Annotated in this window: 19 protein-coding genes; 7 read left to right on the top strand and 12 right to left on the bottom strand. The window is 64.9% G+C overall.

Annotated features, from left to right (window positions below):
* The first annotated feature begins 125 nt into the window (after positions 1–125).
* Positions 126–3,296, top strand: coding sequence for a di-heme oxidoredictase family protein (locus ACJRPG_RS08815; RefSeq protein ID WP_407999686.1), 3,171 nt, complete (start codon positions 126–128; stop codon positions 3,294–3,296).
* Between the two features lie 19 nt (positions 3,297–3,315).
* Here ACJRPG_RS08815 and ACJRPG_RS08810 read toward each other — a convergent pair whose 3' ends face one another.
* From ACJRPG_RS08810 to ACJRPG_RS08800, 3 genes are all read right to left on the bottom strand, one after another.
* Positions 3,316–4,032: a helix-turn-helix domain-containing protein gene (locus ACJRPG_RS08810; RefSeq protein WP_407999685.1), complete on the bottom strand. Its 717-nt coding sequence runs from the start codon at positions 4,030–4,032 to the stop codon at positions 3,316–3,318.
* The gene (locus ACJRPG_RS08805) at positions 4,029–4,772 is read right to left on the bottom strand and encodes a helix-turn-helix domain-containing protein (RefSeq protein ID WP_407999684.1); all 744 of its coding nucleotides are present in this window, start codon (positions 4,770–4,772) and stop codon (positions 4,029–4,031) included. Before ACJRPG_RS08805 ends, ACJRPG_RS08810 begins: the two co-directional genes overlap by 4 nt.
* A 253-nt stretch (positions 4,773–5,025) precedes the next feature.
* Positions 5,026–5,565, bottom strand: coding sequence for an FxDxF family PEP-CTERM protein (locus tag ACJRPG_RS08800; RefSeq protein WP_407999683.1), 540 nt, complete (start codon positions 5,563–5,565; stop codon positions 5,026–5,028).
* Between the two features lie 203 nt (positions 5,566–5,768).
* Between ACJRPG_RS08800 and ACJRPG_RS08795 the strand changes: the two genes are divergently transcribed.
* Entirely contained in the window at positions 5,769–6,458 is a 690-nt protein-coding gene (locus tag ACJRPG_RS08795) for a hypothetical protein (protein ID WP_407999682.1), read from the top strand.
* 10 nt (positions 6,459–6,468) lie between these two features.
* Here the strand turns inward: ACJRPG_RS08795 and ACJRPG_RS08790 are convergent, their stop codons facing one another.
* From ACJRPG_RS08790 to ACJRPG_RS08760, 7 genes are all read right to left on the bottom strand, one after another.
* The gene (locus ACJRPG_RS08790; RefSeq protein WP_407999681.1) at positions 6,469–7,548 is read right to left on the bottom strand and encodes a M23 family metallopeptidase; all 1,080 of its coding nucleotides are present in this window, start codon (positions 7,546–7,548) and stop codon (positions 6,469–6,471) included.
* Positions 7,549–7,648: 100 nt separating this feature from the next.
* Positions 7,649–8,383 (bottom strand): SDR family oxidoreductase, encoded by a 735-nt coding sequence (locus tag ACJRPG_RS08785; protein ID WP_407999680.1) that lies wholly within the window; start codon positions 8,381–8,383, stop codon positions 7,649–7,651.
* A 9-nt stretch (positions 8,384–8,392) separates the two neighbouring features.
* The gene (locus ACJRPG_RS08780; protein WP_407999679.1) at positions 8,393–10,174 is read right to left on the bottom strand and encodes a YbhB/YbcL family Raf kinase inhibitor-like protein; all 1,782 of its coding nucleotides are present in this window, start codon (positions 10,172–10,174) and stop codon (positions 8,393–8,395) included.
* 88 nt (positions 10,175–10,262) lie between these two features.
* Positions 10,263–11,837, bottom strand: coding sequence for a chemotaxis protein CheW (locus ACJRPG_RS08775; RefSeq protein ID WP_407999678.1), 1,575 nt, complete (start codon positions 11,835–11,837; stop codon positions 10,263–10,265).
* A complete protein-coding gene (locus tag ACJRPG_RS08770; protein WP_407999677.1) occupies positions 11,824–12,318 on the bottom strand; it encodes a chemotaxis protein CheD in 495 nt (164 codons plus the stop codon). The genes ACJRPG_RS08775 and ACJRPG_RS08770 overlap by 14 nt, the downstream gene beginning before the upstream one ends.
* Entirely contained in the window at positions 12,315–13,142 is an 828-nt protein-coding gene (locus ACJRPG_RS08765) for a CheR family methyltransferase (protein WP_407999676.1), read from the bottom strand. Before ACJRPG_RS08765 ends, ACJRPG_RS08770 begins: the two co-directional genes overlap by 4 nt.
* A 3-nt stretch (positions 13,143–13,145) precedes the next feature.
* A complete protein-coding gene (locus ACJRPG_RS08760) occupies positions 13,146–14,843 on the bottom strand; it encodes a methyl-accepting chemotaxis protein (RefSeq protein ID WP_407999675.1) in 1,698 nt (565 codons plus the stop codon).
* 304 nt (positions 14,844–15,147) lie between these two features.
* Here ACJRPG_RS08760 and ACJRPG_RS08755 point away from each other — a divergent pair, with 304 nt between their 5' ends.
* From ACJRPG_RS08755 to ACJRPG_RS08740, 4 genes are read left to right on the top strand one after another with little or no spacing between them, the layout of a single operon-like run.
* Positions 15,148–16,542: a circularly permuted type 2 ATP-grasp protein gene (locus ACJRPG_RS08755; protein ID WP_407999994.1), complete on the top strand. Its 1,395-nt coding sequence runs from the start codon at positions 15,148–15,150 to the stop codon at positions 16,540–16,542.
* 9 nt (positions 16,543–16,551) lie between these two features.
* On the top strand, positions 16,552–17,502 hold the full coding sequence (locus ACJRPG_RS08750; RefSeq protein WP_407999674.1) for an alpha-E domain-containing protein: 951 nt from the start codon (positions 16,552–16,554) through the stop codon (positions 17,500–17,502).
* A gap of 9 nt (positions 17,503–17,511) precedes the next feature.
* Complete coding sequence (locus ACJRPG_RS08745; protein WP_407999673.1) at positions 17,512–18,315, top strand: transglutaminase family protein; 804 nt, start codon at positions 17,512–17,514, stop codon at positions 18,313–18,315.
* A gap of 43 nt (positions 18,316–18,358) precedes the next feature.
* Positions 18,359–19,201, top strand: a complete 843-nt coding sequence (locus tag ACJRPG_RS08740; RefSeq protein WP_407999672.1) for a proteasome-type protease — start codon at positions 18,359–18,361, stop codon at positions 19,199–19,201.
* A 53-nt stretch (positions 19,202–19,254) separates the two neighbouring features.
* Here the strand turns inward: ACJRPG_RS08740 and ACJRPG_RS08735 are convergent, their stop codons facing one another.
* Positions 19,255–19,428, bottom strand: a complete 174-nt coding sequence (locus ACJRPG_RS08735) for a hypothetical protein (RefSeq protein WP_407999671.1) — start codon at positions 19,426–19,428, stop codon at positions 19,255–19,257.
* The gene (locus ACJRPG_RS08730) at positions 19,425–20,600 is read right to left on the bottom strand and encodes a PepSY-associated TM helix domain-containing protein (protein ID WP_407999670.1); all 1,176 of its coding nucleotides are present in this window, start codon (positions 20,598–20,600) and stop codon (positions 19,425–19,427) included. The genes ACJRPG_RS08735 and ACJRPG_RS08730 overlap by 4 nt, the downstream gene beginning before the upstream one ends.
* A 98-nt stretch (positions 20,601–20,698) precedes the next feature.
* On the opposite strand from ACJRPG_RS08730, the gene ACJRPG_RS08725 reads away from it, so the two are divergent.
* Positions 20,699–22,867, top strand: a complete 2,169-nt coding sequence (locus ACJRPG_RS08725; protein ID WP_407999669.1) for a TonB-dependent receptor — start codon at positions 20,699–20,701, stop codon at positions 22,865–22,867.
* Positions 22,868–22,900: the final 33 nt, after the last annotated feature.

Genomic DNA, 22,900 nt, shown 5'->3' with positions numbered 1-22,900 from the left:
ATATATTGGAATTTCTCTGTAGAAATTCTCTCCAAAAGTCGCATTAATTGCGGCTTTTTATTGGCAGTCATACATGATGACTGTCATATTTGAAATAATAATGTCAGAAAAGAAAGAGAGGAAATATGAATATGACGCAACGGGGGCTTCCTCTCGCCCTTGCAGCACTTCTTGCAGCCTGCGGTGGAGGAAGCGGCAGTGAATCGCCGTCACCGGTGGCTAAAACTGCGGCGCTGATGAAAGCCGGCGGCGCCGCGCCGGAAACACCGCTGACGCCGGTGGGCGCCACCGCCACTTCTGCCGAACGGGGCGACCTGTCGGCTGCGGCGGCGATCGACCACCAGCAGGACACCCGTTGGGGCAGCAATTTCAGTGACGACCAGTCGCTGACGCTGGACTTCGGCAAGTCCGAAGTCATTACCCGCGTCCGCATCGACTGGGAGAACGCGCACGCGAGCCAGTACCTGCTGCAGGTATCCGACGACAACAGGAGCTGGACCACGATCAGGGCCGTGGACAACAGCGAAGGCGGCGTGGAGGACATCGCCGGCCTGAACGGACAAGGCCGCTATCTCCGCATGCAGGGCCTCAAGCGCTCCACCGGTTACGGCTACTCGATCTTCGAGATCCAGGCCTTCTCCGGCACGCCGGTGACGGCACCACCGCCGCCGACGCCGGTGCCCGACCCGGCCGATCCCGCCAAGCCGGGCGTGGCGCTCAAGCCGCTTGCCGCCACCTCCTCGCGCCTGGAGAATCCCGGCCTCAACGCTGCCCAGACGCTGGACGGCAAGCTGAACACGCGCTGGGCCAGCGCCTTCGAGGATGGCGCATGGATCCAGTATGACTTCGGCAGCAAGACCGCCATCGGCTATATGAAACTGGTGTGGGAAAACTCGTACGGCAAGCAATATTCGCTGAACGTATCCGACGATGGCCAGAACTGGACCCAGTTGCGTTATGTGAACAATGGGCGCGGCGGCACGGAAGAATTCTTCAACCTCGGCATCAACGCCCGCTACCTGCGGCTGCAGGGCGTGGCCCGCGCCACGCAATACGGCTACTCCCTGTTCGAAGTGGAGTTCAAATCGCCCGGCAGCGACAACACGCTGCCCGCCGCTGCGACGTCGGCCATCCGCTATCCGCTGAACGGCAATGGCTGGGCGCCGCTGCCCGCTTCGTCCGAGCCCATCGAAACGCTGCAGTTCACGCTGCCGGATGGCACCCTCGTCACGCGCTTCGGCGTGCGCGCGCTGGCGCGCCATGGCCGCGAGCGCGGCGAGGAGTGGAACGAAGCGGGTTACGGTCCCAATGAAACGGTGGATCCGGTGACGGGCCTGCCGCTCGACAAGGGCCCCGGCAACTACCTGACCTTTGTGCCGCAGTACTTCAAGAACCGCACCTGGGGCTTCGAAGTCATCGACAACAGCCGCGTGGCGGGCGTCAGCAAGCCGACGCTGATCGTCAACCAGTACATCACGGTGGACTTCCTGCCGGGCGGCGTGGCCTTCTTCCGCGCCTTCGACCGGCCGGGCGTGACCGGCTACGGCTGGATGAATCCGGGCGAGCTGGTGGACCGCGATGTCCCGATCTGCAAACCGGTGCCCTACCCCGCCAATGGCAGGCTGGCTTCGGCCAATGGCATCAACGGCGCATGCACGCTGCTGATCAAGGGCTATCCCGGCCATGGCGACCTGGATGCCAACGGTTTCCCGAACGGCAAGTCGGTGCCCGGCCGCGCGCTGGTGGCGGGCGACATCATCGAAGTGTCGCCGTCGATGTTCTCCACCACCGAGTCCATGCAGGCGAAAGGCGATAACGGGGGCATCCGCTACTACTCCTATGAATGGACCTATGTGGTGGGCGCCGGCCTGCGTCCCTGGTATGGCGTGCAGCCGCGCCTGAATTCGGTGCCGCTGCCGGAAGAAACCCTGTCGGGCGGGCTGGGATCGGTGCCGTACAACTACACCGATAACGCCCTGTTCATGTTCCAGCAGCCGCACAACAATATCGGCATGCAGAACATGCAGCGCTTCGTGGAAGGCCGGCGCCTGGTGCATACGAACTTCACCACGGGCGAACATAACGAGCCCGGGAATGACCGTTATGACGCCGCCATCGGCCTGCAGGGCCAGCGCTTCAACCAGTCCGCCTGCATCGGCTGCCACGTAAACAACGGCCGCAGCCCGGCCCCGATAGCGGTCAACCAGCGCCTCGACACCATGTCGGTGCGGGTGGCCGTAAGCGGCGCGTCGGGCCAGCAGCTGCCGCACCCGCAATACGGCAGCGCGGTGCAGATGAACGCCGTGTCGGCAAGCGGCACGCCCCAGAACTGGGGCAGCGGCGTGCGCGTGGCCGGTTTCGAGACGAAGAACGCGAAGCTGGCCGACGGCACGGCGGTGGAACTGCGCAAGCCGGTGCTCGCTTTCGAAGGCGCGGTACCGGATACCGTGTCGCTGCGGGCGGCGCAGCCCATGATCGGCGCGGGCCTGCTGGAAGCCGTGCCGGAAGCCGATATACTGGCCCGTGCGCGCAGCACGCCGGATGCGGATGGCGTGCGCGGCGTGGCCAACTTCGTGTTCGACCCGGAAAGCGGCGCGGTGCGCGTGGGCCGCTTCGGCTGGAAAGCTTCCAAGGCAACGCTGCGCCAGCAGACCGCCGACGCCCTGCTGCAGGACATGTCCGTCACCTCACCCGTGTACCGCAACCGCAGCTGCAGCACCGACCCTGCCGGCTGCGCCGGCGCCGCGCCCCAGAAAGGCATTTCGGAAGCGGACCTGCAGTCGATTGCCAACTATCTGGCGCTGGTCGCGGTTCCCGCCCAGCGCAGCCTTGCCAGCGGCTTCCCGAAGGGCGTGGCGCCGCTGGAGGAACACCGGGTGGATCCGGCCCAGGTCAGCCTGGGCGCGAAGGTGTTCCAGAACATGCGCTGCTCCGCCTGCCACACGGTGGAAATGAGGACCGGGCCGGGACACCTGTTCGCCGAGCTGCGCAACCAGACCATCCGTCCCTATACGGACCTGCTGCTGCACGATATGGGCGAAGGGCTGGCGGACAAGCTGGCGGAAGGCCAGGCCAAGGGCAGCATGTGGCGTACCGCGCCGCTGTGGGGTATCGGCTACACCGAGAAAGTGATGGGCAATGGCGGCAAGGCCGGCTACCTGCACGATGGGCGCGCGCGGTCGCTGACGGAGGCCGTCATGTGGCACGGCGGCGAAGCGGAACGGGCGCGCCAGCGCTTCGAGCAGTTGCCGAAGGCGGACCGGGAAGCCGTGCTGGCATTCCTGCGGTCCTTGTAGTCCCGGCCGCCGCGGCGCCTCAATGCGGGGCTGCGGGAAAGGCGCTGGCGCCCGCCAGGCGGCGCAGCGCCTCCGGCTGCAGGATGCGCAGGTGCTGGTGGTGCATCTGGATATAGCCCAGCTTGTTGAACTCGCTGTACAGGCGCGCCGTGGTGGACTCGCTGAGGCCCAGATAGTCGGCCAGGTCGCGCCGGGTCATCGGCAGTATGAAGTCGGTGTCGGGCCGGCCGCGCTGGGCATTCTTCCACGCCGCGCTGACCAGGAAATGGGCCAGCCGCTGCGCCGCGCTGGTGTGGCGCAGCAGCTGCACGGCCAAGCCCTGGCGCGCAATCTCGCGGCTCATCAGCACGATCAGCTGGCGCTGCAGCGTCGGATTCTCCGCCGCCATCTGGCGCAGCTTGGACAGCGACAGGCGGCACAAGGTGCTGGGACTGAGTGCGCTCAGGTCGCAGGCCTTGCCGTTCAGCTCCTTGCGGTCCAGCGTGAGCAGGTCGCCGCTGTCCAGGAAGCCGGTCACGCATTCGTCCCCCTCGGCCGTCAGGAAGGAGCATTTGAGCGTTCCGGTGCGCACCAGAAAGACGCTGCCGCCCTCTTCTTCCACCAGGCGCAGGCGTTCGCCGCCGCGCACCGTGAAGCGGCCGGAAATCATCTTGTCGATATGCTCGGTATCCGCGATTTCCAGCGTGTGCGGCGCGCACAGCTTGCGCGAAGGGCAGGCGCCACAGGAGAAGCTCATTGCGCTTCTCCCGCCGTCTGGCGCAAGGCTTCTGCATCGAGGATCTCCATATTCGGCCCGTCCACCGTCACCAGGCGCTCGGCGCTGAAGCGGGCCAGCAGCCGGCTCAGCGACTCGGCCGAGATGCCGATATAGTCGGCCACGTCGGCCTTGGGCATGGGCAGCTGGAAGCGCAAGGCGGCGAAGCCCCGCACCACATAGGCTTCCGACACGCGCAGCAGGAATTCCGCCAGGCGCTGTGCTGCCTTGCCGTGGCGCAGGCGCAGCGCCGCGTCCTGCTCGCGCAGCATCTGGCGCGCCAGCAGCGATGGCAGGTGGGCCAGCACCAGGCGGTTATGCTCGGTCATCCGGTCCAGCGGGCCGTAGCTGATTTCACACACTTCGCTGTCGTCCAGTGCGGTCACGGTGCAGGGATGGTGGCGCAGACCGATGACGTTCATGTCCAGCAGGTCGGCGCTCAGGGCCAGGCCGGTCAGGCGCGGCTGGCCGTCGGGATCGGCCTGCAGGATCTTGAAACGGCCGTAGCGCACCACGTAGAAGCGGTCCTGCACTTCGTCGCCGGCCCGGTGCAGGCTGGCGCCGCGCTGGAAACGCAGCCGGCGGGTAACGATGCGGTGCGTGGTATTGCCGGCGATCTGGGCCACGGGGCACAGCCGCGCAACCCGGCATTCGGCGCAGAGGGAGGCGGCCTGCGTGCCGCCCGCCTGGGACTGCCCGAACATGACTGGATACTGCTTCATCTTGCCTCTCCGTCGTGGACGTGGCCACCTGAGATCCGGCGGCTGGATTTTTTTAATTGCTGTGCTACGGGACTAAGATTAGCAAATTTTCCATTATTTTTGTTTCAGTAATGTCAAGTGCTGAGCTCGCTGTGGTAAAAAAGAAAATGCTGCCGGGACAGGCACCAGGCAGCATTCGTAAGGCGGGCGCGCAGGCCCTCATGGGGTCAACAGCCTGCGCTCTCGCCGACCTGCGGACAATGAAAAAACGGGTTCAGGCGAAGGCGGTCGAGTCCACCTGTGGATTCTTGCCGCGGCGGCGCGACACGAACACCAGGCAGCCGATGCCGGCCAGCAGCAGTGCATAGGTTTCCGGTTCCGGCACGGCAGTGATGAGGGCCACGCCGTAGACGCCGCCGGCGACGCCGGTGGCATTGCCGCTGAGGTCGATGTGATAGCTGCCTGGCGAGCTCAGCATGATGGTATAGGTCGTGTCGTTGCCGCTGAACACGCCATAGCTGATCACGCCGTTCGGGTGGGCGTTATCCCACAACTCATAGCTGAGGCCACTGATGGCGAAGACATCGACATTGTTCAGGGTCAGCACCAGCGGATTGGCCGAGGAGCCGAGCTGGGGAGCGACAATGTCGAAGTTGACGGTGTCAAAGAACGCACCCGGCCCGTGGGTGAACACGTGGCTGAAGGGATCAGCCGGCGAGACCGGAATGGTGCCGGCGTTGACCACATCGGCCAGCGCGCTGGTGGAGAGGCTGAGAGCAGCCAGCAGTGATGCAAAAGCAAGTTTGATCTTCATTTGTACGTCCCCCTAAAAAGGTTTTCTTGGAAGCGAAAAGCACTGGTGTGCAGGAAGAACGATACGGTCTTTGATGTTGTCCAATTGTCTTAAATATCAATTCCACAACGCACACCGAACTCTTTTGTGGCTGGACAGTCAAAGCGGCATGCGATACTGTATATACATACAGTTTAATTGAGGTGACGTAAGTGAAGGTGTGGGTGGCAAGACGACGCCAATGGGGCATGCTGATCCCCGACTGCCTGTCGCAGGCGGCCGGCGTACTGCCGGAGCCCTGCGAACTGGTGGTGATGGATGTAACGGACCAGGGCCAGCGCAAGCCGGTCAAGGTGGCGCGCCTGTTCCGGCCCGGCGAGCGCGGCCCGGTGGGCGAACTGGTGGCGCCGCGCGTAGTGCACCTGCGGCGCACGCATTTTGTGCTGAGCGGCACCGAACGCCAGCGCGATACAAAGGGCAAGTTCATGGGTTTTGCCCAGAGCTGGCTGTGCCAGCTGGCGCCGCCCTTCGATACCGCGCCGCTGGAAGTCACCGACCTGTACCGCGGCGGCGTGGCGGTGGACCGCGCCGCGCGTGCCGCCGGTTATGTATATCCGCGTCAGGGCGAACTGGCCATGGTGTTCGAGCGCGATGCCGAGCTGGGCCGCATTACGCCGCTGACCCGGCTGCAGCGCAGCGACGGCAGCTTCGATGCCCGCCAGCTGCTGGATACCACGCTGGAATGGGTCAGCGGCGGCCGCTTCATGCTGGCCGGCTATGAACGCAGCCCCGGCTCGCCCGGCAAGCCGCCTGCCCTGCTGGTCCAGGCCTGGCTGGCCATCTACCGCTTGCCGCGCGTGATCGATCCCGGCATGCTGGACAAGCGCGGCGAACCCTTGCGCGAGTGCCGCTGAGGGCCGGGACTCAGCGGCTGCGGCGCACGATGTCGCCGCTGTCCACCTGCCCGCGCCCGATCTTCAGCCATTGCTTGCCGGTCAGGCGTTCAAAGCCGGAGAAAGGCGCGGGCAAGGCATCCGCGTCGAAGCCGGGACCGTTCTTCAGGTCGTAATGCAGGTGGACCAGGAAGGCATCGCCGGAAAAGCCCATCTGTCCGACCTGCTGCCCGGCCTTGACGGGGTCGCCGGGCTTTACGGTGACGCTGCCCTGCTTGAGATGGGCCAGCAGGCTGATTTCGCCGTTGCCGTGGTCGATCTCCACATGGTTGCCCCACATCAGCGATGGATCGGCAATGAACTGCTCCCGCGTGAAGGATGGCGGCTTGCCCTTGCCGTTGTCCGGCATGCCGGACACCGCGCGCAGCACCTTGCCGGCGGCTGGCGCCGACACCGGCGCGCCCCAGCCGTACCAGTCCTCGTTGCGGCTGCCGTCGCCCTTGTACATATTGCCCTTGTCGTCGGTGATGACGAAGTCGTAGCTGTAGCGCATGAAGTTGCGCTTGAAGTTCAACGCTACGGCCATGGGGTCCAGCAGCGGCAGGCGGCGGTGGTGGCCATAGAAATCATGGCCGTCATGCACCAGCACGGGACCGGTCACCGGCAGCCGCAGCTGCGCTTGCGGCTCGAAACGGCGCGGCGTGACGATGGTTTCCGCCTCGTAGCCGGGCCCTTTTTCGGTTTTGAAGTGGAAGTTAAAGCGCAGCTTGCCGAGTTCCAGCTCCTGCGGATAGGCGAACAGCGGATTGAACACCAGTTCCTGCTTGCCGGCCTCGATCACGCGGTTCGGCACCACGGCCACGCTCATGCCATTGGAGCCCACGCGGTACTGCGCCAGCAGCTTGTCCCGTTCGCCCAGGACGGACACTTCCACCTCGTCGAGCGTGACTTTTTCGGCACTGCCGTTATCGATCAGGAAGTCGATATTCAGCAGCTGCTGGTGCTTGCCCTGCTCGATCAGCGGCTGTTCCGGCAGCACCCGCACGCCGACCGGACCGGCCAGCGCGCCGCCGCACAGCAGCATCGCTGCCAGCGCCATGGTGTTCTTCATCCTGTTCTCCCTGTTGTGATTGTGGTGAGAGAACTGTAGCGCGGAGCGAGCCTGCAGGCGGCCGGCATCCGACGAACTGCGGAATTGGAGGAACAGCCTGTCAATCGCGGCAGTGCCGCAGATCGGCCAGAACCTCCACGCCAAACTGCGCCGACAGCAGGTAGCGCACGAAGCGGCGCCCGGTCTCCAGGGCATCGCTGAGGCCTCCCTCCTCCTTCAGCGCCAGGAAGCGCGCGAGCTGGGGGAAATCGGCTTCGCTTGCGCTGCGCAATTCGGCCTGCATGGCCGTGTCGATGACGCCGGGCGCCACGCTGGCGATGCGCAGGCCGGGGATCGCGTCAGCCTGCACGGCGCGAGCGTGCATGTCGAGCGCCGCCTTGCCGGCGCAGTAGGCGCTCCAGCCGGCGTAGGCGTTGCGCCCGGCGCCGCTGGAGACGTGGGCGATGCGCCGGTCCGGCACCGCTGCGCCGGCCGCGATGAAGGCGTTCGACAGCAGCAGCGGCGCCGTCACGTTCAGCGCCATGGCATGTTCCAGCAATGCCGGCTGCTGCTTGCCCGCCGGCGCCAGCGGCTGCACGACGCCCGCATTGTTCACCAGCAGCGCGCCCTGCGTGCCGGCGAGGAAGGCCGCCAGTTCCCCCGTGCCGAGCCAGGCCGCCAGCGCGCTGCTGTCGGCCAGGTCGAGCGCGATTTCGCGCAGGGCGGGAAAGCGGGCCCGCAGGCTGGCCGAAGAAGCGCGCGCAATGCCCAGCACTTCGGCGCCCTGCTCCAGCAAGGCCGCGGCGATGCCTTCACCCAGCCCGCGGCTATGTCCCGTTACGATTGCACGTATCAAAGCTCCTCCTTATTTGGGCGGTTTCACCTTCTGGCCGTATTTGCCGACGATGACGCCTTTTGCCAGCACATGACCCTTCATTGCCTGCAGTAGCTGGTCGCGGTCGGCGCCGAACTGCAGGTCCAGCTTCGTATCGAGCGCGAAGACCTGGAAATGGTAGCGGTGCGCCGGATCACCTGCGGGCGGGCGCGGGCCATAATACCCGATCGAGCCGCGCGTGGTGCGGCCCTGCAGCACGCCTTCGGGCTCGGTCAGGCGCGGCTGTTCCTGCAGGCCTTCAGGCAGCGCGCTGACTTCGGCCGGAATATTCCAGGCCAGCCAGTGCACGAAAGGTTTCACCGGCGAGGAATCGGGATCTTCCATGATGATGGCGTAGGAACGCGCGCCGTCGACCGGCTTCCATGCCAGCGGCGGCGACACGCCGTCCGCGTACTCGCTGTACTTCTGCTCCAGCATGCCGCCGTCGCGGAAGGCCGTGGAGCTCACGGCCAGCCGGCCTTTCGCCTGCGTTTCAGCGCGGTCCTGCGCCAGCGGCACGCCGTTGCCCTTGTTCGCCATGGCCAGCATGGTGCTGGCGGGCGCGGGCTGCTCAGGCTTGGCTGCAGTGCTGGCGCCGGTCCAGGCGATGCGGTAGATCACGCCATTCGCGTCGTCGGCCATCAGCAGCGAGCCGTCCTTTGCGACGGCAAGGCCGACAGGACGCGCGATATGTGTATTGCCGCCGTCCGTAAGAAAGCCCGTCACGAAAGGCTCGATGGACTTCGGCTGGCCCGCCTCGAAGCGGATACGCACGATTTCGTAGCCGGAGGCCGTGCTGCGGTTCCATGAGCCGCGCATGGTGGCAAAAGCATCACCCGCATACTCGGCCGGAAAGGCGCCCTGGCGGTAGAACAGCAGCTGCATCGGCGCCGCATGCGCCGTGTAGCCCAGCACCATGGGCGTGCTGCGCACCTGCCACTGCTCCTTCGTGATCTGGCCGGGCGGCGTGCTTTGGGGGTAGATATCGCCCTTGCCGTAGATATGCGGCCAGCCGTACTGCTTGCCCAGTTCCAGCTTGTTCAGTTCCTCTTCCTGCTGCTCGTCGCCGAGGAAGTCGATGCCGTGGTCCAGGCCCCATAGTTCGCCCGTCTTGGGGTGCCAGTCGATGCCGATGGTGTTGCGCAGGCCGCTGGCGAAGATGGCGCGGTGCTTGCCGTCCGGCGAGGCGCGCAGCACGGTGGCGTTTTCCGGGTTGCTTTCGTTGCAGGCATTGCAGGTCGAACCTGCCGTGATATAGAGCATGCCGTCCGGCCCGAAGGCCAGCGTGCGGTTCGCGTGCTGGCCCGCATCAGGCAGGTCGCCGATGATCATCTTCAGTGCGCCAAGGCGGCCGTCGATCAGGATGTCGGCAACGAAGACCTCCTTTACGGTGACGAGATAGAGCTTGTTGTCCTTGATGGCGATGCCGTGTGCGCCCGCGCGGCTGGCGACGGTCTGCGGCGGCCCGTCGGCCTTGCCGTCGCTGTCGGCATCCTTGAGGAGAATGACGTCGCCCTCGTCGCGGCGGCTCACATACACATTGCCGTTTGGTGCGACGGCGACGATGCGTGCATTCCCGAGTCCTGTTGCAAACGGCGTCACGCTGAAGCCTGCGGGCGCCCTGAGGGCGGCCATGCGCTCCGGCGTGGCCGCCACCTTGGCCGGTTTGAAAACGGCGGTGCCGATGGCTACACGGGTGCCATCGCCCTGCTGGGCGTAGGCGCCTGCCGCCAGCAGCAGCAGCATGGGCCAGGCGATATTCTTGCTCATCATTATGTACGTCCTTGCTCAAGGGGTGTGAGCCCCCGAGCGTGCCACACAGCCGGCAAAGGCTATGTGGGCTGCCGCACATAGCGCCCGCTTATGCTGCTTCGAGCTTGCGCTTCAGTGTCGCGAAGAAATGATCGCGCGAGAAGATGCTGCGTACCTGGCGGCCATTCTCGCCTTCGATATCGAGCACTTCCACCACTTCGCTGCGCATATCGTCCGGCGCGCCGCCGCTGCGCAGCAGGGCCGGCGACGGGCGGCGGTCGCTGTCGGCCACCGAAAGAATGCTGTCCACCTTGTCCACGATGACGCCATAGCGCTCCTCGCCCTGCTCCAGCACGAGGATGCGCGCCTCGCTCATGTCTTCCAGCGCCGGCATGCCGTACAGGATGCGCAGGTCGATTACGGAAATCATCTGCTGGCGCAGCTGCAGGATGCCGCGCACGCATTCCGGCGTGCCGGGCGGACGGGCCAGGTCGCGGGCGCAGGGAATGATCTCGCGCACCGAGCTGATATCCGCCGCCCATGGCGCGCCGAGGCAGAAGGCCAGGTAAACCTGGCGCCGTGAAGCCGCCGCGTGGCGTGCCGCATGTTCGGCGGCGGCGCTGGCTTCCTGCTGGTACAGGCGGCGGTGGCCCGCAGAAATCTCCCGCAGCTCGCTGCCTTCGAAGATCTGTCCATGGTCGAGGAACAGCGTATCGCGCCCGCCCGTGCGCGGCAGGCAGCCGCGAAACATGGCGGCGCGCCGGGTGCCCAGCATGGGAATGGCGAGGATATCGCCTTCGAAATAGGCGCGCACGTCATCCACCGAATCGACCAGGAAGCCCAGCAGCTCGCTGCCCATGCGCAGCACCAGGATGCGCGGCTCCTGCGCTTCGGCGGCGCGCTCGCACTGCATCAGCGCCGCGAAGTCCACGATGCCCACGGCATCGCCGCGGAAATTGATCCAGCCCAGGCACAGCCGGCTGAGCATGACCGAGCTTTTGAATTCCTGGACGGGGATAATCTCCTGCACCGCCTCCATCGGCATTGCAAAGGAGGCGCCGCCCGCGCTGAAGCTGATGCACTTGCGCCCTTCGGCGTGGCGCAGGAAGCGGCTGCGGTCGGCGGCACGGGCTGCGGCGCCCATCGAGCGCACCTGCGGCACGTTGTCGATGCGGATCAGGGCCGAGGCATCCAGCACCTGGATCAGGCGCGCGCCATCATTCAGCAGGATGGCGCCGTTGATCACCGAGGCGGCGCATTGCACGCTGCTGCGCTGCTCGGGACGCACGCGCAGCACCTCGCCGGTGGCATCGAACAGCAGGCCGACCTGCACTTCTTCATGGTCCAGGATGGCGATTTTCTGTCCCCCATGGGCGGCAGGCGATGCGGGATTGAAGATGCGCCCAAGATTGACGACCGGGATGGCGGCGCCGCGCAGCGTGAAGAAGCCTTCAAGATAGGCAGGCGACAGCGGCATGGGCGTGATGGCGTCCGGCATACTCACCACTTCGCGGATGCTGGGCGCGGAGATGGCGAACTCCTGGCCGTTCAGCATGAAGCTGCCGAACAGCTCCATGCCCCTGGCTTCTTCCAGCACCCTGGCAGCGGCGGCGCGCGCCGCTGCCATCGCCGTGGCGGCCTGGTGGGCGGCGGCGCTCATTGGCAGTTGTTCATGCGCCTGCATGGCGGTTCTCCTGTTCTGGTGCGGCGATTTTTGTGACCGAGTAGCTTTGCTGTTCGCAGTCGATGGTGAGGCGGCGTCCAAGGCAGCCGCCGACATCGGCGTAGGTAACACGCAGCCCGCGGCTGTTCAGGCATTCCTGGGCGGCAGCCACGTTGCGGCGGCCAACCGCCTCGTTGGCGTACAGCGCACTGATCATGCGTGCGCCGCCGGCCACGATCACTTCCACTTCGGCATAGTTCTCCTCCCGCACCCCCAGCGCCTGCAGCAGCGAAGGCACCGCGAGGTTCACATAGCGGGCGCCGTACATGCAGTCCGGGCCGTCCGAGGCGGGCAGGAAGCAATGGGCCAGGCCGCAGCGGCGCCTGCTGCGCCAGATCATGCCGATGCCCACGCAGGAGCCCAGCAGCGCCGTCAGCACCTGGGCGCCCTGCCCCACCCGCAGCTCGCCGCTCCAGACATGGCAGGTCAGGTCTTCGTTCATGCGTCCTCCGCGATGCGGTACACATGCTGCTGCTCGAAACGGAAGGCCGTTTCGATGCGCGTGATGGATTCCTGCTCGCCCAGCAGCAGCCGGCCTCCGGCCTGCATGGCGCTGCGCACCTGCCGCAAGGCCTTGCGCTGGTTTTCCTCATCGAAGTAGATCAGCACATTGCGCAGGAAAACCAGATCGAAGTGGCCGTGCCGCGGCGGGCTTTGCAGCAGGTTGTGGCTGGCGAACTGCAGGTGCTGGCGCAGCGCCGGCAGCACCACATGGCCGACGCCGGAAGGCAGCATGTATTTCGCGAACAGCTCGGGGTGCGCGGCGCGGAAGCGTTCCACGGAACGGCCCTGGTAGCGCGCCGCCTCCGCCGTTGCCAGCACCTCGGTCGAAATGTCGGTGCACAGCAGCCGGTAGCGGAAATCCGGATGGCGTTCCTGGAATTCGCTGCACAGCATGGCGATGGAATAGCACTCCTCGCCGCTGGCCGCAGCGGCCGACCAGATGGCCAGCGTGCGCCCGCCGTGAGCCTGGTGCCAGGCCGGCAGGAACTGCTCGCTGAAATAGCGCCACACGGCCGGCGTTCGGAAGAAGGCCGTGTCGTTGGTGGTGACGAGGTTGACGAAGGCTTCGATCTCCGGCCCGCCGCGCCGCACCGTGGCCACATAGTCGCCGTAGCCCTGCAGGCCGAGCGCGCGCAGGCGTGGCCGCAGGCGGCCCTGCAGCAGCACGCCTTTGCGCTCGCTCATGGCGATGCCCGTGTGCTGGCGTACCAGCCCGATCAGGTCCGCCAGCTGCTCGCCACTGAGCTCCGCACCCTCTTCCATGGTTCAGACCACGAAGCCGGACACGGTCTGGTTCAGGCCTTCGGCGCTCTGGTTCAGGTTTTCCGTGGAGCGGGCGATGCTGTCGCAGGAACCGGCCGATTTCTCGGTCTCTTCCGCGATGTGCTGGATGGCGATGCTGACTTCCTTTGCCGTCAGCGACTGTTCCGCCGCCGAGGCCGAAATATCGGCAATCGCCAGCGAGGTCTTGGCCACGCCGGCTGCAATGCGCTCGAAGGCATCGCTGGCCTGGCGCGAGATCTCGCTGCCCTGCGACACGCGCTTGACGGATTCATTGATCAGCTTCGAGATTTCCTTGGTGGCCTGCGAGGAGCGTTCGGCCAGCTTGCGCACTTCGTCGGCCACCACCGAGAAGCCCAGGCCATGTTCGCCGGCGCGCGCCGCTTCGATGGCGGCATTGAAGGCCAGCATATTGGTCTGGCTGGCGATTTCGCCGATGACCTTGACGATCTCGCCAATATCTTCCGAAGACTGGTTGATCAGCGCCATCGCCTCGATCGATTTGGCCACGGCCCTGGCGCCGGAATCCGCCTCCAGCTGGGTGGACTGCGCCAGCTGGTTGACGTTCTCGGTGCTGCGCGCAATCGAGGTGATGGAGGCCGTCAGGCCGTCCACCGAGGCGTTCATTTCCTCCACCGTGGCGCCCAGCGCCTGTGCGCCGCCGGCCACCGTGTTCGAACGGTCGGCGATGGTACGCGAGGAATCGGACAGCTTGCCCGCGGCGACAATCACCTTGGCGATGACTTCGCGCAGGTCGCTGATCATTTTCTTCACGCCGGCGGCCAGCTGGTCGATCGGCTGCTCCCCCTGTACCGCGATGTCGCAGGTGAGGTCGCCGCGCGAGGCGCGCGCCACCTGTTCCAGCAGGCGGTCCACTTTATCGCGTTCGGCCGCGGCGCGGGCGGCCACGGCCGCTTCCAGCTGCACCTGTTCGGTTATGTCGCTGGCGAACTTGACCACCTTGTAGGGCTTGCCGTTCAGGTCGAGGATGGGGTTGTAGGTGGCCTGGATCCAGATCACCTTGCCGTTGTTGCCGACCCGCTTGTAGCGCCCGGAATCGAACTCGCCGCGGTTCAGCTTCTGCCAGAACTTGCGGTAGTCAACGCTGGCCGCGTAATCGTCCTCGCAGAACACGCGGTGGTGCTCGCCCTTGATATCGCTGAGCTCATAGCCCATCACGGCCAGGAAATTATCGTTCGCCGTTAAAACATGGCCCCCCATATCGAACTCGATCACGGCCTGCGCCTTGCCGATTGCCGCAACCAGGCTCTGATATTCGGCGTTGCGCTGGCGTTCAGCCGTTACATCGTTGGCAAATTTAATAACTTTATACGGTTTGCCATCTATATCAAAAACAGGATTATAAGAGGCGCTGATCCATACTTCGCGGCCGTTTTTCGCCAGGCGTTTGTATTCGGCCTGCTCGAATTCGCCGCGTCCCAGCCTGTCCCAGAAATGGCGGTATTCAGCCGAATTGGCAAAGGCCGCTTCGCAGAACATGCGGTGGTGCTTGCCGACCACCTCCTCCAGCGTATAGCCCAGTGTCGACAGGAAGTTCTCGTTGGCGTGGATGATGGTGCCATCCAGTTCGAACTCGATGACGGCCTGCACCCGGTTCAGGGCGCCGTACACGCCCTCCAGGTCTTTTCCGGCAAGGCTGGATTCAGCATGGCTGATTTGCATGATGCGCCCTTTTGAAACATTGATCGTTTGAATAGGACAGGAATCGGGATTTACTACCGATCATAAAGGCGAATGTTTTGGCTCGTAAAGATTCAAACAAGCAATTCCGTTGCATGTATCCGACATATACATCATATTTAATTAAGTATCGGTTGTTTCTCTCCAATAATCACAGGGCGATAAATATAACTAATTATCAGAGTTAATATAAAACCCGAAATCTATCCCTTGCACATCTGGCACGAAACCTGCTTTAACTTGATGACCAAGTTGAAAAGGGGCGCCAGTGCAGTTCTACAATGAGATGAGGGCCGACGGGGCCGACGGAGTGCGCGAGCATTACCGCGAGTTTTGCCGCTGGCTGGACCAGCAGTCGCCGGAAACCATCGAGCGCAAACGGGCCGAAGCCGACCTGACTTTCCGCCGTGTCGGCATCACCTTTGCCGTCTATGGCGATGGCGCCGGGACCGAGCGCCTGATTCCTTTCGACATCATCCCGCGCATCATTCCGGCGGCAGAGTGGCGCCAGCTGCAAGCCGGCCTCGTTCAGCGTGTGCAGGCGCTGAACATGTTCATTCACGACATCTACCACGAGCAGAACATCATCCGCGCCGGCGTCATTCCGGCCGAGCAGATCTACCGCAATGCCCAGTACCGGCCCGAAATGCAGGGCATCAGCGTGGCCTCCGATATCTATGCCCATATTGCCGGGGTGGATATCGTGCGCGCCGGGGCCGGCGAGTTCTACGTGCTGGAAGACAATCTGCGGGTACCGTCCGGCGTTTCCTACATGCTGGAAGACCGCAAGATGATGATGCGGCTGTTCCCCGAGCTGTTCGCGCGCAACCGGGTAGCGCCGGTGGACCATTATCCCGACCTGCTGCTCGATAACCTGCGTTCGGTGGCGCCGCTGGGCGTCAGCGACCCGTTGGTGGTGGTGATGACGCCCGGCATGTACAACTCGGCCTACTTCGAACATGCCTTCCTGGCCCAGCAGATGGGCGTGGAACTGGTGGAGGGCAAAGACCTGTTCGTCAACGATAACGCGGTCTATATGCGCACCACGCACGGCCCGAAGCGGGTGGACGTGATCTACCGCCGCCTCGACGACGATTTCCTCGATCCCCTCGCCTTCCGCGCCGACTCCTCGCTTGGCGTGCCGGGCCTGCTGTCAGTCTACCGCGCCGGGCGCGTGACCCTGGCCAATGCCATCGGCACCGGCGTGGCCGACGACAAGTCGATCTATCCCTATGTGCCGGACATGATCCGCTTCTACCTGTCGGAGGAACCGGTGCTCAACAATGTGCCCACCTGGCAGTGCCGCAAGCCGGACGACCTGGCCTATACGCTGGCGCACCTGCCGGAACTGGTGGTGAAGGAAGTGCACGGCGCAGGCGGCTACGGCATGCTGGTGGGTCCGGCCTCGACCACGCAGCAGATCGAGGACTTCCGCGCCCGCCTGCTGGCGCGGCCGGACGGCTACATCGCCCAGCCCACGCTGGCCCTGTCCAACTGCCCCACTTTCGTGGAGAGCGGCGTCGCGCCACGCCATATCGACCTGCGGCCCTTCGTGCTGTCGGGTAAAACGATTTCCATGGTGCCGGGCGGCCTGACCCGGGTCGCGCTGCAGGAGGGCTCGCTGGTGGTGAATTCCTCGCAAGGGGGCGGCACCAAGGACACCTGGGTTCTGGAACGTTAAGGAGATGCCATGCTGAGCCGTACCGCCGACCACCTGTTCTGGATGGCCCGCTATACCGAGCGCGCCGAGAACACCGCACGCATGCTGGATGTAAACGTGCAGACCGCCATGCTGCCGCAGTCCGACAGCGACGCCGAGCACGCCTGGCGCGCCATACTGGGCATCTCCGAGCTGCAGTCCAGCTATGACCGGAAGTACGCGGCCGTGGCGCCGCAGGATGTGATCGACTTCATGGTGCGCGATCCCTCCAATCCCTCCTCGATCGCGGCCTGTCTGAACGAAGCGCGCGAGAATGCGCGGGCGGTGCGCGGCACCCTGACCACCGAGGTGTGGGAGATCCAGAACCAGACCTGGCTCGACCTGCAGAAACACCTGCGCAGCCGCCAGCTGGAACAGGATCCCAGCCAGTTCTTCGAATGGGTGAAGTACCGCTCCCACCTGTCGCGCGGCGTGACCCTGGGCACCATGCTGCGCGATGAAGCGGTAAACTTCATCCGCCTCGGCACCTTCCTGGAACGGGCCGACAATACGGCGCGTATCCTGGATGTGAAACTCCACGGCGCGCGCGACGCCGGCCAGGGCGACGAGAGCGCCAAGCGCGATTTCTACTACTGGGCGGCGCTGCTGCGTTCGGTATCCGGCTTCGAGATCTACCGCAAGGTCTACCGCGACGTGATCACGCCGGAGCGGGTGGCGGAACTGCTGATGCTGCGCGCCGACATGCCGCGCTCGCTGCTGGCCTGCATGGATGAAGTGGTGGGCAATTTGCGGGAAGTACGCAATGAGGTGTCGGCCGAAACCGAGCGCCTGGCCGGCCGGCTGCATGCGGAACTGCAGTTTGGCCGCATCGACGATATCCTGCGCGTCGGCCTGCACGATACGCTGACCCAGTTCCTGCAGCGGGTCTACGAGCTGGGCAACCGCGTCAGCCGCGACTTCCTTGTGCCGCTGGCGGCCTGAAAGACTGATATGCAATTGTCGATACGCCACGAGACGATATACCGCTATTCCGCGCCGCAGGCCTACGCGATCCAGCAGCTGCACCTCACGCCCCGGGCCGAGCCGCAGCAGCATGTGCTGCACTGGCAGCTGAACGCGCCCGGCAGCCTGAGCGCCTACACGGACGCCTATGGCAACCTGTCGCATATGCTGACCCTGAGCCGGCCGCACGAACACCTTGCCATCGTGGCGCACGGCATGGTGGAAACCTTTACCCCGCCCCAGGGCCGGATCGCCGGCAAGGACAGCCTGCCGCCGCTGGTCTACACCGTGTCCACGCGGCTGACCCAGCCCACCGCGGGCATCACCGAACTGGCCCAGGCCTGCCTGCCGGACGGCAGCGCCCGCACCAAGCATCTGATGCGGCTGGCCGAGCACATCTTTGGTGCGGTCAAGTATCAAAGCGGTGCAACCGAGGTGAACACCACGGCCAGTGACGCGCTGCGCATGGGCATCGGCGTATGCCAGGACCATGCGCATATTTTCCTGGCCTGCTGCCATGTGCAGGGCATCCCGGCGCGCTATGTGTCCGGCTACATCGATCCGGGCAATACGGACCATGCGGCCAGCCATGCCTGGGTCGATGCCTGGGTCCGCGACCGCGATTACGAAGGCTGGGTCAGCATCGACGTCACGCATGCGCGGCTGATGACGGATGCCTATTGCCGCATCGCCATCGGACGCGACTATGAAGCGGCGGCGCCGGTGCGCGGCGTGCGCCACGGCGGCGGCGATGAATCGCTGTCGGTCAACGTCCAGATAATTCCTCAATGAAACGCTGGTGTAAAATCGGCTTTTCCGATCGCCCCTTTGCCAAATGACTTACTGTGTTGGAATGCGCCTCGATGCAGGCCTGGTTTTCCTGTCGGACTCGCGCACCAACGCGGGTGTGGATCAGATCGGCACCTTCCGCAAGCTGAACGTGTTTGAAAACCCGGGCGACCGGATGATGGTCATGATGACGGCCGGAAATCTGTCGATTTCACAATCGATCCGCCAGCTGGTGAACGATTTCACCGGCAGCAGCGGCCATTCGATCCGGACCGCGCCGAATATGTACGAAGCGGCGCGCATCATGGGCGAAGCGGTGCGTACGGTGCATGAGCGCGAGGCCAAGGCGCTGGCCGACTTCGGCATCGAATTCAATGTGTCGATCATTTTCGGGGGGCAGGTGCGCGGCGAGCGCTGCCGCCTGTTCCAGATCTACTCGGCGGGCAACTTCATCGAGTCGCACAGCGAGAATACCTACTTCCAGATCGGCGAGGCCAAATATGGCAAGCCCATCATCGACCGCGTGGTAACGCCGGCCACTTCGCTGGACGAAGCCGCCAAGTGTGCGCTGATCTCGATGGACTCCACCCTGCGCTCGAATATCTCGGTAGGCTTGCCGCTGGACCTGCTGGTCTACGAGAACAACAGCCTGGCCGTGACGCGCTTCGTGACGGTGGACGAAAAGAACCAGTATTTCCAGATGATCCGCAGCACCTGGGGCCAGCAGCTCAAGACGATCTTCGAAGGCATCGAAGCGCCGCAGTGGGATGCCATGCCCTCGCCGGCCCAGCCGGTGCGCATGCCGCTGCCCGACACAGTCACACCCGGCAGCGCAAGCCCGGCCCCGCTGCAGTCCGTCGCCCAGCAATTCGCCAGCCGCCAGCAATAGCCTGCCCTGTCCCACCCTGGGGTCAGGCACCGTCCGGGACACGGCGCCGGCTGTCAGTTGCTGCGCCTGGCGCTATACCACGCCATGGTGGCGACCGGGATGCCGAGCGTGACGGCGGAGACCAGGTCCCACACGCCATCCCCCACCAGCGCCGAAACCAGGCCGGCCGTGGTGAGGATGCCGTGCACGATGGGTGCGCCCCACACGCGGCGGAACTGCGGGCTCACGGGGCTTCTCCGGCGCGCGCCAGGGCCGGCAGCACGGCATCGTCCTGCACGGCGCCTTCCTCTTCCTGCTTCGGCACGGTGATGCCGCGTTTCAGCCACAGATAGAGGCCGCTGCCCAGCACCACGATGGTGGCGATATCGAGCATCGCCCACAGGAACTGCATGACCGGACCGCCATAGTCGCCGAAGTGCAGCGGCTGGGAGACCAGCAGCGCGGTCAGGTACCAGGGCAGCTCAAGGCTGTCTGTTACCTGCGAGGTGCCGGCGTCCACCAGCACCGGCTTGTACAGGCGCGAGGTCAGCGCCTCGTCGCCGCGCAGGAATACGCCGTAATGGTGCGGGCTTGCATACAGCGTGCCCGGGAAAGCGACGAAAGCGATCTTCATGCCCGGCTCCCGCGCCAGCGCGTTGCTCATGGCCGTGGCCACCGAGCCCTGCTTGTCTAACGATAGGGGCGGCAACTTGCGGTAGGGCTCCAGCATCTGGCTCACTTCGGTGTGCTGCCAGTATTTCACCAGCAGGTCGGCCCAGGTATTGATGATGCCGGTGGCGCCGACCACCAGCGCCCACACCAGCGTCACCACGCCCAGCAGGTTATGGATGTCCAGCCATTTCAGGCGCGGCGCCCGCTCGCGGCGCACGGTGCCGAAGTCCAGCTTGCGCATGAAGGGCGAGTACAGCACCACGCCGGAAATGATGGCGATCACCAGCAGCAGGCCCATGAAGCCGAGGAACAGCTTGCCATATAGCCCGGCATACAGGTCCACGTGCAGGTGGAACATCACGCCGATAAAGGAATTCTCGAAGTCATGCACCTTGAGCACTTCCGTGGTGCGGGCGTCAATGGCCAGCGGCACGTAATTCCTGTCGTCGTTCGGGTGGTCGCCCAGGGTCAGGTTCCAGATATTGGGTTCATCATCCTCCTGCGACATGAACATCATGACCTTGTCCGGGTACAGGGCCTTGCCGGCGGCGATGATCCGGTCCACGCCGGCATGCGGCGTGCCCGCCGCCACTTTGGCCGGCTCCGCCTCATTGCCCAGCAGGTGGCCGATCTCGTGGTGATAGATCAGCGGCAGCCCCGTGATGCAAAGCAGGAGCATGAAAACGGTGCAAACCAGGCTGCTCCACTTGTGGAGCCAGGCCCAGCGGCGGATGGCGACTGGCGACATGGGATGAAGGAAGGCGGAAAACCATCATCATAATAGAAACGATTCTCATTTACCAGTATAATGAGAATCGTTTCCATTTACCGACAACAAATTCGTCCATGACCGCACCACGTTTCAAGCTCCATCCCCTCGCCCTCGCCGTTCTCGCGCTGATCGCAGGCTCCGCCGCAGCGCAATCCGAACAGGCCATGCCGACCGTCACCATCAGCGCCTCCGCCGACGCCTCGGCCGAAGGCCTCAGCAAGGCATATTCGGGCGGCCAGGTGGCGCGCGGCGGCCGCCTCGGCCTGCTGGGCAATGTGGACGTGATGGATACCCCCTTCAACACCACCAATTACACCCAGCAGCTGATCCAGGACCAGCAGTCGCACAGCGTGGCCGATGTGCTGCAGAACGATCCGGCGGTGCGCGTGGCGCGCGGCTTCGGCAATTACCAGGAGCTGTATGTGATACGCGGCTTCGCCGTCAATTCGGATGACCTGGCCTACAACGGCCTGTTCGGCCTGCTGCCCCGCCAGTTCGTGGCCACCGAGCTGCTGGAGCGCGTGGAAGTGTTCCGCGGCGCCAATTCCTTCCTGAATGGCGCGGCGCCGGGCGGCGGCGGCATCGGCGGCTCCATCAACCTGCTGCCTAAGCGCGCGAGCAACACCCCGCTCACCTCGGCCACCGTGGGCTTCGAAACCGGCGGCCAGAAGTACGTGGCGGCCGATGTGGGGCGCCGCTTCGGGCCGGATAACCGTGCCGGCATCCGCGTCAACGCGGTGCGCCGCGATGGCGGCACGGCCGTCGACCGCGAACAGCGCGAACTGAGCCTGGCCTCCATCGGCCTCGATTTCAATGGCGGCAACTACCGCCTGTCGGCCGATATCGGCTACCAGGATCACCAGCTGAGCAATGTGCGCCCCAGCGTAACGGTGGGCGCAGGCGTCCCGGTACCGGCTGCCCCGGATGCGGAAAGCAACTGGGCGCAGAACTGGACGCACTCGAACGAGCGCGATACCTTCGGCACCCTGCGCGGCGAATGGGACCTCGGCCAGGACAGCGTGGCCTGGGCCGCCTTCGGCGCCCGCTCCGGCCGCGAATCGAACGTGCTGGCGGCGCCCACCGTGAACGGCGCGAACGGCGCCGCCACCATGTACCGCTTCGACAACGAGCGCAAGGACACGGTACGCACCGGCGAGGCCGGCCTGCGCGGCAAACTGCGCACCGGCGGCATCGGCCATACGCTGAGCGCCACCGCATCCGGTTTCTCGCGCGAGGAGCGCAATGCCTATGCGATGAGCGACTTCTTCACCGGCTTCGCCACCAATATCTATACGCCGCGCGATGTGGCCGCCCCGCCTACCACCTTCTTTACCGGCGGCAAGCTGGATGCGCCGCTGACCGTGGGCAAGACCATCCTGTCGAGTTTCGCCGTGGCCGACACGCTGGCCATGCTGGACGAGCGCGTACTGCTGACCCTGGGCCTGCGCCACCAGCGCATCAAGGACAGCGCCTACGACTACAACACCGGCGCTGAAACCTCGTACTACGAAGCCAGCCGCAACACGCCGGTGGCCGCCATCGTGTACAAGGCAGGCAAGCAGCTGTCGCTGTACGCCAATTACAGCGAGGGCCTGCAAAAAGGCGCGGTGGCCTCGGGCACCGGCGTGATCAATGTGGGCGAAACCTTTGCGCCCTACGTCTCGCGCCAGAAGGAAGCAGGCGTGAAGTATGACGCAGGTACGGTGGGCTTCAGTGCCGCCGCCTTCGTTACGGGGCAGCCTTCGGCCTATGTGGAGAATAACCGCTTCGGCGTATTCGGCGAGCAGCGCAACCGCGGCGTGGAACTGTCTGTCTTCGGCCAGCCGCTGCGCGGCCTGCGCTTGCTGGGCGGCCTGACCTTCCTCGACGCCGAACAGCGCCGCACGGCGGGCGGCATCAACCAGGGCAAGGATGTGATCGGCGTGCCGGACAAGCAGCTCAACCTGAACGCCGACTGGGATGTGCCGGGTGTGCGCGGCCTCGCCCTGAACGGCCGCGTCAGCGCGACCGCCAGTCAGTTCGCGGATGGCGCCAACCTGCAGCAGGTGCCGGGCTGGACCCGCCTTGACCTCGGTGCGCGCTACATCACGCAGGTCGGCAACCAGACGCTGACCCTGCGCGCCCGCCTCGATAATGCACTGGGTAAAAACTACTGGGCCTCGGCCGGCGGTTATCCCGGTTCGGGCTACCTGGTGCTGGGTGCGCCGCGCACTCTGGCTGTGTCCGGCACTATTGAGTTCTGACTGGACTTGCAACGGTGGCTGTGGTGAGATACG

The sequence above is a fragment of the Pseudoduganella rhizocola genome, from assembly GCF_045984285.3.
Taxonomy (GTDB): Bacteria; Pseudomonadota; Gammaproteobacteria; order Burkholderiales; family Burkholderiaceae_D; genus Rugamonas.
The sequence above is the reverse complement of the archived record's forward strand: the minus strand, read 5'-3'. Positions and strand labels throughout refer to the sequence as shown.

Coding starts and splice junctions, on each gene's coding strand:
- ACJRPG_RS08760 (WP_407999675.1), bottom strand. CDS start 14,843: ATGCAAATCAGCCATGCTGAATCCAGCCTTGCCGGAAAAGACCTGGAG.
- ACJRPG_RS08775 (WP_407999678.1), bottom strand. CDS start 11,837: ATGCAGGCGCATGAACAACTGCCAATGAGCGCCGCCGCCCACCAGGCC.
- ACJRPG_RS08805 (WP_407999684.1), bottom strand. CDS start 4,772: ATGAAGCAGTATCCAGTCATGTTCGGGCAGTCCCAGGCGGGCGGCACG.
- ACJRPG_RS08750 (WP_407999674.1), top strand. CDS start 16,552: ATGCTGAGCCGTACCGCCGACCACCTGTTCTGGATGGCCCGCTATACC.
- ACJRPG_RS08725 (WP_407999669.1), top strand. CDS start 20,699: ATGACCGCACCACGTTTCAAGCTCCATCCCCTCGCCCTCGCCGTTCTC.
- ACJRPG_RS08815 (WP_407999686.1), top strand. CDS start 126: ATGAATATGACGCAACGGGGGCTTCCTCTCGCCCTTGCAGCACTTCTT.
- ACJRPG_RS08790 (WP_407999681.1), bottom strand. CDS start 7,548: ATGAAGAACACCATGGCGCTGGCAGCGATGCTGCTGTGCGGCGGCGCG.
- ACJRPG_RS08765 (WP_407999676.1), bottom strand. CDS start 13,142: ATGGAAGAGGGTGCGGAGCTCAGTGGCGAGCAGCTGGCGGACCTGATC.
- ACJRPG_RS08780 (WP_407999679.1), bottom strand. CDS start 10,174: ATGATGAGCAAGAATATCGCCTGGCCCATGCTGCTGCTGCTGGCGGCA.
- ACJRPG_RS08730 (WP_407999670.1), bottom strand. CDS start 20,600: ATGTCGCCAGTCGCCATCCGCCGCTGGGCCTGGCTCCACAAGTGGAGC.
- ACJRPG_RS08755 (WP_407999994.1), top strand. CDS start 15,148: ATGAGGGCCGACGGGGCCGACGGAGTGCGCGAGCATTACCGCGAGTTT.
- ACJRPG_RS08740 (WP_407999672.1), top strand. CDS start 18,359: ATGACTTACTGTGTTGGAATGCGCCTCGATGCAGGCCTGGTTTTCCTG.
- ACJRPG_RS08770 (WP_407999677.1), bottom strand. CDS start 12,318: ATGAACGAAGACCTGACCTGCCATGTCTGGAGCGGCGAGCTGCGGGTG.
- ACJRPG_RS08810 (WP_407999685.1), bottom strand. CDS start 4,032: ATGAGCTTCTCCTGTGGCGCCTGCCCTTCGCGCAAGCTGTGCGCGCCG.
- ACJRPG_RS08800 (WP_407999683.1), bottom strand. CDS start 5,565: ATGAAGATCAAACTTGCTTTTGCATCACTGCTGGCTGCTCTCAGCCTC.
- ACJRPG_RS08745 (WP_407999673.1), top strand. CDS start 17,512: ATGCAATTGTCGATACGCCACGAGACGATATACCGCTATTCCGCGCCG.